This is a genomic window from Mangrovivirga cuniculi, from assembly GCF_005166025.1.
Taxonomy (GTDB): domain Bacteria; phylum Bacteroidota; class Bacteroidia; order Cytophagales; family Cyclobacteriaceae; genus Mangrovivirga; species Mangrovivirga cuniculi.
Genome location: NZ_CP028923.1, coordinates 1,972,652 through 1,985,517, shown reverse-complemented (window position 1 = coordinate 1,985,517; position 12,866 = coordinate 1,972,652). Strand labels below are relative to the sequence as shown.

Genomic DNA, 12,866 nt, shown 5'->3' with positions numbered 1-12,866 from the left:
TGTAACTCTAAAGCAAATATATAACACAATATCCTCTAATCACCTAATACTGTTGATTTTAATCATATTTTCACAGGCATTAAATTTGTCAGGTAGTGAAATAAAAGTATATGAAAATAAAATTTATGACAGTAAAATCAGGACAGCGAACATATATGCTGTTCAAAACAATGTTTTCAACCCTACTGCTCCTCCAGTTATAAATATCAATAGCCGTTCGAAACTCTATTTAGAATTTGATGAACTCACCTACGATGCTGGATATTTATACGTGAAATTAATCCATTGTAATGCAGACTGGACATCATCAGACTTTTTTGAAAGAGACTATTTAAATCAATACAATGAATGGCTAATAGAAGATTTTGATTTTTCCTTGAATACAAAGGCTCCCTATGTGCATTACCGATTTGAACTGCCAAGAGTTAAATTACCAGGTAATTATGCTGTCATAGTTTATCGCGATCAGGATCCTGATGAAATTCTATTTACTCACCGATGCATTATCTATGATGAAAAAACATCTATTGGAGCTAGCCTTGAAAGAAGTAACTCTGTTGTTGGCAGAGCAAAAAACCAACGATTAAATTATATTGTAAGCTATGGTGGATTAAATGTCCAAAACCCTGCTAATGAGTTAAAAACAATAGTATTACAAAATCAAAGATGGGATAATATGAAATATAATATTAGCCCTACATTTATTAATGAAAATGCCAAACAGCTCAGATTTGAATCAATAGATGAAAAAAATGAATTTTTAGGATGGAATGAATTTCGTTTTATAGATCTAAGGGGTCTACAGGTAACACATGACGGACCTGAGGGAGAATTCCCCAGTGTAAGATTACTCCCTGCCGAAAGAAGATCTAATTCTGCATATGCCAGGCCTGTTTATGACGACCTCGATGGCCAGTTTTATATCAGCAATAGCCTTAGAGATGAAACTTCACTAACTTCTGAATATGCAGAAACAGTTGTAACCTTAAAATCAAATAAAATAAACGGTAAAGTATATATTATTGGTGCTTTTAACTATTGGAAAAAAGATCAAAGTTCGGAGATGATTTATAATTCGGAAAAAGGAGTATACGAAACTTCAGTACTTTTAAAACAAGGTAGATATAACTATCTATTTTATGTAGAAGACAAAGAAAAACCCTCATATTATTATGAGGGCAGTTTTTTTGATACAGAAAATGATTATCAAATCCTTGTTTATCATCGTCCTCCTGGTGGAAGAGGTGATCTTCCTGTAGGCTATCAATCTTTTAAAGTAAATAATTGATCAACCAGCCGGAGTAGATTTTCTTTCAACTATATTTTTATGATGATATTTTGTTGTTCTTTTTGAAGGATCATGATTTGCCAAATCCAGCATACCAAATCCTTTAAAGGTAAAATGTCCGATACCATGAATAAAAAGGAACTCCTGAACTTCCGGGTGAGCGTATAAGGTAAAAGGGAAAGTATACCCTCTGACCTCATATTTTACATCCTGATCAAAAGCAGGATAAATCCTGGCAAATTTTTTCTGGGATTCATTAATTTTCCTGATATAATTCACGTCCGGAACGATCTGAAATTTAAAATAATCTTTGAATTTTTCTGCAGGAAATTGGTTAGATGCTTCCATCCTTGCCATAGTAGAATCATAAAGGAGATCTGAAACTGTTTCATCCATTGGATTAATAAATTTCTTACTTTCTCTATAATCTAATGATGGCGGGATAATTAACATTGGAGAGATACATATATATTTCATCTCCTCTTCAAAATCAGGTTTTGCTTCCAATTCTGCCATTTCAGGCGTCAAATGAAGATTCCCAACCTCAATTTGTTTTTCAGTAAATAGAACAGATAGAAAATAATCCAGAAAATCCTTTTGCCCGGATGCCAGGACCAACGTTACTCGTGAAGAATAAAAATGAAGACCATTTCTACTAATCTTAGTTTGTCCTTTTAACCCGGAGAAGTTATAATCCTGAAAATCTACATACTCCTTCTTACCTCCTTTTAACAAAAGACCCTTGATCAATTGTGCTAAAAGGTATTGGTGGTGGAACGGAACAAATCCTCCACGGTTCTTAAGTAAAAAAACTATACGAATTCTCAAAGCTCAAAAAAATAAAGTTTACGGTTACGGCTAAAAACTACTATTAGATCAACTATGGAAATAGCAATAATGAAATAATAATAGATCGTGTTTAACTAAAATACACAAAAAAAATTTATCGTAGCAAGATAATATAACTTTTTTAAGAAAAAATTTAAATTTATTATCGAGGACCTTGCTATAACGGTTTACGACATGGTTTTTAAACCATATAATACTCAAACATAAAATAAAAAAACAGTAATGCCAAATATATTATATGTCGCATTACTGTTTAATTTATATAATGTATATGAAATATCAGACGTTAAATCTGAAATTCATTATATCTCCATCTTTTACTATGTAGTCTTTTCCTTCAACACCAACCTTACCTGCTTCTTTAATAGCTTGTTCAGTTTTATATTGTTCGTAATCTGGTAATTTAATTACTTCAGCACGAATAAAACCCCTTTCAAAATCGGTATGAATAACCCCAGCAGCCTGTGGTGCTTTCCACCCTTTGCGAATAGTCCAGGCTCTGACTTCTTTTTTACCAGCAGTGAAGTAAGTAATTAGATCCAGAAGCTCGTAGGAAGCTCTGATTAACCTGTTCAAACCACTTTCCTTAAGTCCATACTCTTCAAGAAAAATCTGTTGCTCTTCCTCGTCATCCATTTCAGCAATTTGAGACTCAATAGATGCACAAACCATAATGACTAATGCATTCTCATTGCTTACTGAGTCTTTCAGGGTATCTACATATTTATTGCCGGAAATTATTGAATCCTCATCTACATTTGCAACATATATAACAGGTTTAACTGTTAACAACTGTATATCTTCAATTACTTTCAGTTCTTCTTCTGTAGCTTCCACAGAGCGGGCATTATTACCCGACTCAAGAGTCTTTTTAAATTTTTCAAGAACTTCCAGATCGGCCCTGGCAGCTTTATCCCCTGTATTAGCGATCTTTTTTACTTTCTGAATTTTCTTATCAACACTTTCAAGATCTTTGAGTTGAAGTTCAGTATCGATAACTTCTTTATCATTAACAGGATCAACCTTACCATCAACATGAACTATATTATCATCTTCAAAACATCTGATAACATGTATAATAGCATCTACCTGCCTGATATTACCAAGGAATTTATTTCCAAGACCTTCTCCTTTACTTGCTCCTTTAACAAGTCCGGCGATATCAACGAATTCAATGATAGCTGGTAAAACCTTTTCAGGATCCACTAGATTTTTAAGAATACCTAATCTTTCATCAGGTACCTTAATTACTCCCACATTTGGTTCGATGGTACAAAAAGGGAAATTTGCCGCTTCCGCTTTATTTTTAGACAATGCATTAAATAATGTTGATTTACCAACGTTGGGTAACCCAACAATGCCACACTGTAAACCCATGCTTTTTAATTATTTTTAAACACGTAATATTGATTATATCCGCTGTAAAACTCCAATACTGTTACTCTCAATACTGTGTATACAGGGATAGCTGCAATCATTCCGACGATACCCGCCAGATTTGCGCCCACAAAGATAATAACAAAAATCTCAAGAGGATGAGCTTTTACACTTTTTGAAAAAATTAATGGCTGAAATATCATATTATCCATAATCTGTACAACCGCAAAAACTGCACAAATCTTCACCACGAGTATAAGCAATGACCCACCATCTCCATTTCCTAATAATTGAGTGCTCAATCCGATAAGAATTCCAAAAGTAGCCCCCATTATCGGGCCAACATAAGGTATCAAATTCGCTAGTGCAGCAAATAAAGCAATGGTTATAGCATATTTCACCCCTAGGATTGACAGTCCAACAGAGGCCACTGTAAATATTGCAGTCATTTGCAACAACAACCCAACCAGGTAATTAGTTAACAGTCTCTCAATTTTGGTTATTGCAGTTATAGTTACTTCAAAATAGCTATTGGGTATTAGTTTATTAAATTGCCTTCTTATCATCCCTTTTTCATATAAGAGGAAAAAAGTAATAAAAGCAACAGCAAGAATTCCAATAAAAAGACTTCCTGTAAAACCAACTAATGTATTTAATAAATTGCTAACGTTGATTCTGGTTATAAATCCAACAAAATTATCTTTTATCGAATCCTTGATAAAACCTCTTGACTCGGATGTTAAATTATTATTGATTAAAAATTCCTCCAGCCAGTTAACAGGTTCTGCAGCTGTTCTGAAAAGCTTGTCATAATTTAAATTAGCGAGGACATTAATCTGGTCTGAAATAAGAGGGATAAATGTAATGACAAATAGTAATACCACAAGTAATAGTACCAGAAAGCTGAAAATCACAGCAATTACTCTGGGAACCTGAAACCCGAAAACAGATATCTGGCTAAGATAATTTGCAGGACCTCTTAATATGGCTGCAAAGATTACAGAGATTACTATGTAAATAAATATATTGGAGAAAAACCAGGCGAGGAAAATAAAAAGTGCTACACCCAGAACTAAATATACGATTCTTTTTTGGAACATGGCTAAAAATAAAAAAGGCCTACCTAATTTGGTAAGCCATTTGAGTTTTTATTTTAGTCCCATTTTAATTCATCTCCAAATGAAGATCCTATTTCGTCTGCTTCCTCTTCTTCTTTAGGTCTGTACTGATCAAAATCTACCTCTGGAAGTAATTCAGTTTTGATGTGGTCTACAGTATTTTGAAGGGCAAGAATGAATTTATCAAAATCCTCTTTATATAAAAATATTTTATGTTTTTCGTAATAAAACCCATCTTCTTTATGACGACGCTTGCTCTCAGTAATAGTTAAATAATAGTCATTTGACCTGGTTGCTTTAACGTCAAAAAAATAAGTCCTCTTTCCCGCTTTCACACGTTGAGCGAATAACTCATTCTTGTCTTTGTTATCTTCCACAATTCAAAAGTTTAAGTTTAAATAATCATGAATGAAAACAACCGGAAGGACTGGAAATCTACCCGACTACCTTTCATTCTCAATCCAATTTTAGTCACCAATATAGTATATAAATATTCATAAATGCAAATGGAAAAAATATTTTCATTCAAATTATCAATACTGCAATTAAAATTTAGTGATTTATTAACCGTATCATTAACTTTCAATAATAATGAAAGATCAGGATAATAAAATCTACAAGAATTTTGAATTCCTAGCGAGGCAACTTGTGGAAGGATTCATAACAGGTCATCACAAATCTCCATACCATGGATTTTCAGTAGAATTCGCTGAACACAACCCTTACAACACGGGAGAATCGACCCGTCATATCGATTGGAAAGTATTTGCACGGACAGATAAGCTTTATACTAAAAGATATGAAGAAGAAACAAACCTGCGATGTAGATTATTGATTGATCATTCTGCAAGTATGCATTATCCGGAGCCTGAAAAGGAAAAATTACAATATTCACTACTTGCCGCTGCTGCACTAAGTTACCTCATGCAAAAACAACGGGACGCAGTATCTGTTGGTTTTTTTAGTGATAAAATGGATACCCAAACTGACTGTAAATCAACCGAAAAACACCTTTCTAATATTTATTCCCTGCTCGAAAAAGAATTACTTAATCAAGCACCAAAAGGAGTTACTAAGCTTAGTGAAGTGTTACATACAGTGGCAGGTACTATTCATAAAAGATCGCTGGTAATTTTATTCTCTGATTTTATTTCAGATGCAGAACAACTAGAAGAAGTATCTGTGGCACTACAACACCTTAAGCATAAAAAACACGAAGTGGTAATTTTTCATGTTTACGATAGTGAAACTGAACTTAATTTAAATCTTGATGACAGACCATATCTATTTATAGATAAAGAAACCGGAGAAAAACTAAAATTAAATCCTAGTGAAGTCAAGAAAGAGTACCACAAAACCCAACTAGAAGAATTTGCTAAAATAGAAAACCGTTGCAGAGAATTAAAGATGGACTTTGTACCCTTAGATATCAGGAAGGATCTAAAAAATGTTTTACTGACCTATCTGAACAAAAGGAAAAGAATGAGATAAAAAAAGCCTTCCGGATAAGGAAGGCTTTAATTTTATTCTCCGTGTAACCAAGCTTTCTTTTCCATCAGTTCATCCTCAGTTTCCTCATAATCCGGATCTGGCACACAACAGTCCACAGGACAAACAGCTGCACACTGAGGCTCTTCATGAAATCCTGTGCATTCTGTACATTTAGCCGGTACTATATAATAAAATTCGTCAGATACCGGTTCTTGTGGCTCCTCGGCATCTACTGAAGACCCATCTTCAAGTTCAACTTCGTCAAGTTCAGTACCCCCACCCCAGGTCCATTCAACACCACCTTCGTAGATAGCTGTATTGGGGCATTCGGGCTCACATGCACCACAGTTGATGCATTCGTCTGTGATCATTATTGCCATAATAGTAGTTGTCTTTTTTATTGCGTAACAAAAATAAGCACTTAAAGTTTGCAATCAAACCAGTTTACTTTCATTATACGTTTTTCTCATTCATTTGATTATTTTTGAATCAAATTTAAATAAACATGAATCATCCACAACTAGATACCTGGATAGAATTAGGCAATGAACTCAAATCTATAAGTGAGGAAACCCTGGAAGACCTGGCATTCAGGGCAGGGCAAAGAAATCCATGGTTTACAAAAGGTTCAGTAGAAAAGGCCATTAATGGAATCGCCACACTACTTAAGGAAGAAAATTTAAAATCCTGGGTACAAAATTACCCGGACATCCCAGTTGACTTGCCAAAGAAAATAGGTGTTGTTATGGCAGGCAATATACCAGGTGTAGGATTTCATGATTTATTAAGTATACTTTTGAGTGGTCACATTGCTAAAGTTAAGTATAGCTCTCAAGATCAGGTAATTATAAACTTTATTTTAAACAAACTCTTTAATTTAAACCCACAACTGTCTGATAAAGTAGAGATTGTAGACAAATTAAAGGATTTTGATGCAGTAATAGCAACGGGTAGCGATAATACAGGAAGGTATTTTGATTACTATTTTGGAAAATACCCCAATATAATCAGAAGAAACAGAACCTCTGCCGCGATTTTGACAGGAGAAGAATCTGATAAGGAATTAAAAAAACTTGGTGAAGATATATTTACATATTTTGGACTAGGATGTCGAAATGTAAGTTTGATTTTAGTTCCTGAAGGATATGATTTTAAAAAATTTTTCGAGGCTATAGAAGATTTTAATTCTGTTATTAATCACCATAAGTATAATAACAATTACGACTACAACAAATCAATTTACCTGGTCAATAAAGAAGATCACCTTGATAATGGATTTTTACTTTTGAAAAAAACAGACAATCAAATAGTATCTCCAATCAGCGTGGTTTATTACAAGGAATATAAAAACAAGGAAGAACTGCATAATTACCTGGAATCCGCCAATGATAAAATACAATGTATTGTAGGACAGGATGATAAGTTTATCGGTTTTGGTGAAGCCCAAAATCCTAAACCCTGGGATTATGCTGATAATATCGATACACTTCATTTTTTGAGCAATCTTCAGTAAGTTGGAAAAAATTAAAATTTAATGAAACATCCAGACGAAAAGAGTTATTTTGATTTTTTACCCTCTCCTTTTGGAATAGCAGTTATTCTCACGGTAGTAACAATGATCCTATCGATCATCCTTGGCTCTAAGGAAGAGACAGGTATTCTTAATAAATCTATGGCCACTTTGGAGTATTGGAACAGGGGTTTTTGGGACTTACTGGCTTTTTCCATGCAAATGTCTTTAATATTAATATTAGGACATACACTTGCCAAAACCCCTATGGTAGATAAAGCAATTAACTTTTTTAGTTGCAGATGTACTTCAAATGCCAAAGCAATAATAATAATTGCCGTAAGTTCGATGATTATGGGTTGGATAAACTGGGGTTTAGGCTTGATCTTCGGCGCCGTGCTAGTTAGAAAAACCGGTGAACTTGCAGCTAAGAATAACTGGAAACTTAATTATGGTGCTCTTGGAGCTGCAGGATATGCAGGCATGATGATCTGGCATGGAGGACTTTCAGGATCAGCTCCTTTAACTGTTGCCGAACCAGATCATTTCCTGGTTGATCAAATGGGAGTATTACCTGTCAGTCAAACTATTTTTACTATAGAAAATATACTCACCTGTGTGGCTATTTTAGTCATCGTTCCGTTAGGTCTTCTGGCAAGAAATCAAATTACCGGACGGAGTTTAAATCTACCCTCATTTTTATATGAAAATGAGGATAAAGAAGAGGACAAAGATGATGATAATGAGGAAAATTCAAGGCCAGAAGAACCTCCATATCAAAAAGAAGATACACTTGGAATGGAAAAGAGTATTATCACATCCATAATATTGGGTATACTCTTTATTTCAGCAATTGTAGTGGTAATCTTAAATCAACAAAATAGTTCGCCCTTAGCATTTTTAAATTTGAATTTCATCAATTTCATTTTATTTGGTGTTTGCATTATTGGTCAGGGTAGTTTGCTGAAATTTCAAAAAGTTGCTACCTCTGCTGTTTCTGAAAGTGCTGGTATAATCTTACAATTTCCTTTATATGCAGGAATAATGGGGATAATGCAGTATTCAGGCTTAGTTGAAACCATTTCTGATCAATTTGTTTTTTGGAGTTCACAAGATTCATTACCCATATTTACATTTATAAGCGCAGGTATCTTAAATATTTTTGTTCCCTCAGGAGGTGGACAATGGGCTGTTCAAGGTCCCATTTTGATAGATGCAGCTAAATCGTTAGATGTTCCAATGGGTAAAATGGTCATGGCTATGTCTTATGGTGATCAGATCACAAATATGCTTCAACCATTCTGGGCTTTACCATTATTGGGAATTACAGGCTTAAAAGCCAGCCGCCTTATACCGTATTGTTTGGCAATATTTGGGGTCGGTGCTACACTATATATAATAAGCCTGGCTCTTTGGTAAACTAAATATTAAGATTGGCGTTAACTAAATGTGTAGTGAAATTTAATTATTGATTAACTTTGCCCAGCAACTACCTAAAATGATGATTAAAAATATTGATAGAAAAGCTGTTGAGAAAAAAGGTTTTCTGGATGTAGAAGTACCAGCAAACACTAATTTAGTTGAAGAGATCAACAGACTTCGCGAAGAAAAAAATGCAGTTATTTTAGCTCATTATTACCAGGAATCTGAAATACAGGAAATAGCTGATTATATTGGTGATAGCCTGGGCCTTTCGCAAAAGGCAGCTGAAACCGATGCAGATATGATAGTATTTGCAGGAGTTCATTTTATGGCCGAAACTGCAAAAATCATAAATCCCACTAAAAAAGTTGTTTTACCTGATTTCAATGCAGGTTGCTCTTTAGCCGAGTCTTGTCCTCCCGAGGAATTTGAAAAGTTCGTAAATCAACATCCTGATCATGTTGTAGTGACCTACATAAATTGTTCAGCAGGGATTAAAGCATTAAGTGATATAGTTTGTACTTCTTCTAATGCAAAAAAGATCATTGATTCAATTCCAGAAGATAAACCAATCATTTTTGCACCAGATAAAAATCTTGGTCGATATTTGATTAAAGAAACTGGTAGAGATATGCTTCTGTGGGATGGTAGCTGTATCGTCCATGAGGCTTTTTCTATTGATAAACTTCTCGAATTACATAAGGAAAATCCAGAGGCTACTATTATAGCTCACCCTGAATCTGAAAGTCATATATTGAAAACAGCATCGTACATCGGATCTACAAGTGGTCTGATTAATTTTGTAAAAAATGATGAAAACGATAAGTATATTGTAGCAACAGAGGCAGGTATACTCCATGAAATGCAGAAAGAAGTACCGGAAAAAATTCTTATACCAGCACCTTCTCATGAAGACAATACTTGTGCATGCTCAGAATGTGGATTCATGAAAATGAATACACTTCAGAAGTTATACCTATGTATGAAATATGAAACTCCTGAAATTAATATTGATGAATCACTTCGATTAAGATCATTAAAACCAATCGAAAGAATGCTGGAGTTATCAAAATAACTTTTTAATCTATGCCAGAAAGTGATGTGTTGGTTATTGGCTCCGGTCTTGCCGGATTAACTTTTTCAATAAAGTTTGCCGAAAGATTCCCTGATAAAAATGTCACTATCATCACTAAAGCTGATGAAAGTGAATCAAACACTAAATATGCACAAGGTGGCATAGCGGTAGTTTTGGATGAATTATCTGATTCTTTCCAACAGCACATCAATGATACGATTAAGGCAGGGTCCGGACTGGGTGATCCCAATGTAATCGAAACGGTGGTTAAAGAAGGTCCTGACAGACTTAAAGAAATCATTTCCTGGGGAGCTCAATTCGATGAAACACCGGAGGGGGATTTCGATCTTGGCCTGGAAGGTGGACATTCCGCTAATAGAATTGTTCACCACAAGGATATTACTGGATTTGAAATGGAAAGCACCCTGCTAAGTAAAATTAAGTCACTCCCCAATTTAACTCTACTCTCACATCATTTTGCTATTGATTTGATTACTGAACATCAGGTTACCCAAAGAATTCGCAAATATGAAGAGGGAAAGAAATTAAATTGCTATGGAGCCTATGTTCTCAATCAGAAAACAGATTCTATAGAAACGTTTAAAGCCAAATTCACTGTGATGGCATCTGGTGGAATCGGACAGGTATATCGTACAACCACCAACCCTTTAATAGCTACTGGCGATGGTATTGCAATGGCCTACAGAGCTAAAGCTAAATTACGAGACATGGAATTTGTTCAATTCCACCCTACAGCATTGTATAAGCAGGGAGAGAACCCTTCTTTTTTAATTTCAGAGGCTGTAAGAGGGTTTGGAGCCCAATTAAAGAACCGGTCAGGTGAGCGGTTCATGTTTAAATATGATGAAAGAGGTGAATTAGCTTCTAGGGATATTGTAGCCAAAGCTATTGACCGTGAAATGAAAAGACTGGGTGATGAATGTGTTTTTCTGGATTGCACTCACTTAGATAATGATAAGTTCAAAGAACATTTTCCAAATATTCTTAATAAGTGTATCGATATAGGTATCGACCCATTTAAAGAATATATTCCTGTTGCACCTGCTGCTCATTATGTTTGCGGTGGCATAAATGTTGATCTGAAAGGCAGAACGAACATTAATAACTTATATGCATGTGGTGAATGTTCCAGAACGGGATTGCATGGAGCTAACAGACTAGCGAGCAACTCATTACTCGAAGCAATAGTTTATGCTCATCGTTGTTTTGAAGATATTACTGAAAAAGTTGATTCGGTAAAGATTAATGAAGATTTACCCGCATGGAATGCTGATCTTACTGTACCACCCGAAGAATTGGTACTTATCACTTGTAGTATGAACGAACTCAAGACTCTAATGAGTGATTATGTAGGTATTGTTAGGTCTGAAGAAAGATTAAAAAGAGCATTGAGAAGACTCAAAGTTATGTATGAGGAAACCAATGCATTATATAAACAACTCATCATTTCTACTCAGCTTTGTGAGCTTAGGAATATGATCGATGTTTGTTATACGATCGTTAAAAGCTCTGAAAAAAGAACTATTAATGTGGGAGGCTATTACAATATTGATCTCGAAGAAAGCCTGCAGGATTAATTGAGGTCAGCTTTAGGTTGCTGATCTATGTCTTTTTTAGTCCTTCTGGTAAGATTCTCCAGTTTTTCTTTAACATTCCTGGCAGCTTTATTAATAACCCCGAATCCTGATTTTACAGTATTAACACCTGAATCACGAGTGGCTTTAAGAAGACTTTTTATAACTTTAGAAGAAGATTGATAAACCAGGTTTTTAAGCATTCCTGAGGCCTCTAAATATGAATTCCTTCTTATTTCTCTCTTATCCAAAGCACCAACTGCCCCGCAATATCTCTTAGTAACCACTCCTACCCTTAATGTTAAAAAAGCGTTGGTGGATCCTTCCAATAATGAATCTGTTATAATATGTGCTGCATGGCCTACTACCGGAAGTGACCTTCCCGGACTCTTAACCATCGCATTAATAATAGGCTCGATTTGCCTTGAAAGATCCAAATCTTCTATCTCCGAAGCTAAAAATGTTGACGCACCTACGTTTGCATATAAGTTTAACATATCTCTTAATGCAGGACGTTGCCAGTATATGTGTGCAACTTTCCAAACCATACGTGTTTGCGTAATTAATACAGTGAAAGCATCAAGCTTACCATTTTGAGAAACTGCAGTGGTTAAAAACACACTCGATGCAGTTTCATGAATCACCTTATCAGCTTTACTATTTAATAAATTCAGAGCCTCAAATATTCCATCTTCATTTGAAAGATCATATTTACCTTTAATTAATTGATTTGTGGCTAATCTTGCTATGACTTTCCTCCTATATTCCGGAAACTCATCATCAGTTAATGGTTTAGAGATGGCCTTGGGCAACCTTATGAATAAGATAAATGGTGTAATTAATAAACCTAAAAGAATAAGCGCTACTGATAAAGTTACTACTATTGCCAGGGTCTCGTTTATAACTATTAAATTGGCATATAGGTCTACCAGCTGATTTATTGTGAAGATCACAAACACAATAATGATCAAAAATGATAAAGTGGTAATTAACTTTTTCAGCTGCTTTCTCATACTCAATCTATGATAGTAATTCTTATTAAGTTAAAACAATAGCCTTATTAGTTCACAAAATTTATGCTATTATAATTTACAACCACTCTGAAACTAAGTCATAGTTCCATCGTTTTCATTTAATATTT

At 34.7% G+C, this 12,866-nt stretch carries 12 protein-coding genes; 6 read left to right on the top strand and 6 right to left on the bottom strand.

Annotated elements, in window-relative coordinates; genetic code table 11:
* Positions 1-85 precede the first annotated feature (85 nt).
* Positions 86-1,288: a type IX secretion system plug protein gene (locus DCC35_RS08760; RefSeq protein WP_217495936.1), complete on the top strand. Its 1,203-nt coding sequence runs from the start codon at positions 86-88 to the stop codon at positions 1,286-1,288.
* Here the strand turns inward: DCC35_RS08760 and DCC35_RS08755 are convergent, their stop codons facing one another.
* The 4 genes from DCC35_RS08755 to DCC35_RS08740 all read right to left on the bottom strand — a co-directional run bounded on the left by DCC35_RS08755 (position 1,289) and on the right by DCC35_RS08740 (position 5,009).
* Positions 1,289-2,116 (bottom strand): CRISPR-associated endoribonuclease Cas6, encoded by an 828-nt coding sequence (locus DCC35_RS08755; RefSeq protein ID WP_137090424.1) that lies wholly within the window; start codon positions 2,114-2,116, stop codon positions 1,289-1,291. It abuts the gene before it with no gap.
* 300 nt (positions 2,117-2,416) lie between these two features.
* The gene (ychF, locus tag DCC35_RS08750; protein WP_137090423.1) at positions 2,417-3,514 is read right to left on the bottom strand and encodes a redox-regulated ATPase YchF; all 1,098 of its coding nucleotides are present in this window, start codon (positions 3,512-3,514) and stop codon (positions 2,417-2,419) included.
* Between the two features lie 5 nt (positions 3,515-3,519).
* Positions 3,520-4,614 carry an AI-2E family transporter gene (locus DCC35_RS08745; RefSeq protein WP_137090422.1) on the bottom strand — a complete coding sequence of 365 codons (1,095 nt, stop codon included), beginning with the start codon at positions 4,612-4,614 and terminating at the stop codon, positions 3,520-3,522.
* 53 nt (positions 4,615-4,667) lie between these two features.
* Positions 4,668-5,009 carry a DUF3276 family protein gene (locus DCC35_RS08740; RefSeq protein WP_137090421.1) on the bottom strand — a complete coding sequence of 114 codons (342 nt, stop codon included), beginning with the start codon at positions 5,007-5,009 and terminating at the stop codon, positions 4,668-4,670.
* 214 nt (positions 5,010-5,223) lie between these two features.
* Here DCC35_RS08740 and DCC35_RS08735 point away from each other — a divergent pair, with 214 nt between their 5' ends.
* Positions 5,224-6,123 carry a DUF58 domain-containing protein gene (locus DCC35_RS08735; RefSeq protein ID WP_137090420.1) on the top strand — a complete coding sequence of 300 codons (900 nt, stop codon included), beginning with the start codon at positions 5,224-5,226 and terminating at the stop codon, positions 6,121-6,123.
* Positions 6,124-6,155: 32 nt separating this feature from the next.
* Here the strand turns inward: DCC35_RS08735 and DCC35_RS08730 are convergent, their stop codons facing one another.
* Positions 6,156-6,503, bottom strand: a complete 348-nt coding sequence (locus DCC35_RS08730; RefSeq protein ID WP_137092618.1) for a 4Fe-4S dicluster domain-containing protein — start codon at positions 6,501-6,503, stop codon at positions 6,156-6,158.
* A gap of 125 nt (positions 6,504-6,628) precedes the next feature.
* Between DCC35_RS08730 and DCC35_RS08725 the strand changes: the two genes are divergently transcribed.
* The 4 genes from DCC35_RS08725 to nadB all read left to right on the top strand — a co-directional run bounded on the left by DCC35_RS08725 (position 6,629) and on the right by nadB (position 11,728).
* Entirely contained in the window at positions 6,629-7,636 is a 1,008-nt protein-coding gene (locus DCC35_RS08725) for an acyl-CoA reductase (protein ID WP_137090419.1), read from the top strand.
* A gap of 21 nt (positions 7,637-7,657) precedes the next feature.
* Entirely contained in the window at positions 7,658-9,052 is a 1,395-nt protein-coding gene (locus DCC35_RS08720) for a TIGR00366 family protein (protein ID WP_137090418.1), read from the top strand.
* 79 nt (positions 9,053-9,131) lie between these two features.
* A complete protein-coding gene (gene nadA, locus DCC35_RS08715) occupies positions 9,132-10,130 on the top strand; it encodes a quinolinate synthase NadA (protein WP_394347719.1) in 999 nt (332 codons plus the stop codon).
* Positions 10,131-10,141: 11 nt separating this feature from the next.
* Positions 10,142-11,728: an L-aspartate oxidase gene (gene nadB, locus DCC35_RS08710; RefSeq protein WP_137090417.1), complete on the top strand. Its 1,587-nt coding sequence runs from the start codon at positions 10,142-10,144 to the stop codon at positions 11,726-11,728.
* Here the strand turns inward: nadB and DCC35_RS08705 are convergent.
* The gene (locus DCC35_RS08705; protein ID WP_137090416.1) at positions 11,725-12,738 is read right to left on the bottom strand and encodes a DUF697 domain-containing protein; all 1,014 of its coding nucleotides are present in this window, start codon (positions 12,736-12,738) and stop codon (positions 11,725-11,727) included. The genes nadB and DCC35_RS08705 overlap by 4 nt on opposite strands.
* Between the last annotated feature and the right edge of the window lie 128 nt (positions 12,739-12,866).

What these genes read in the sequence shown, in the direction of transcription:
- ychF (WP_137090423.1), bottom strand. Translation starts at nt 3,514, where the DNA reads ATGGGTTTACAGTGTGGCATTGTTGGGTTACCCAACGTTGGTAAATCA.
- DCC35_RS08745 (WP_137090422.1), bottom strand. Translation starts at nt 4,614, where the DNA reads ATGTTCCAAAAAAGAATCGTATATTTAGTTCTGGGTGTAGCACTTTTT.
- DCC35_RS08735 (WP_137090420.1), top strand. Translation starts at nt 5,224, where the DNA reads ATGAAAGATCAGGATAATAAAATCTACAAGAATTTTGAATTCCTAGCG.
- DCC35_RS08730 (WP_137092618.1), bottom strand. Translation starts at nt 6,503, where the DNA reads ATGGCAATAATGATCACAGACGAATGCATCAACTGTGGTGCATGTGAG.
- DCC35_RS08725 (WP_137090419.1), top strand. Translation starts at nt 6,629, where the DNA reads ATGAATCATCCACAACTAGATACCTGGATAGAATTAGGCAATGAACTC.
- DCC35_RS08720 (WP_137090418.1), top strand. Translation starts at nt 7,658, where the DNA reads ATGAAACATCCAGACGAAAAGAGTTATTTTGATTTTTTACCCTCTCCT.
- nadA (WP_394347719.1), top strand. Translation starts at nt 9,132, where the DNA reads ATGATGATTAAAAATATTGATAGAAAAGCTGTTGAGAAAAAAGGTTTT.
- nadB (WP_137090417.1), top strand. Translation starts at nt 10,142, where the DNA reads ATGCCAGAAAGTGATGTGTTGGTTATTGGCTCCGGTCTTGCCGGATTA.
- DCC35_RS08705 (WP_137090416.1), bottom strand. Translation starts at nt 12,738, where the DNA reads ATGAGAAAGCAGCTGAAAAAGTTAATTACCACTTTATCATTTTTGATC.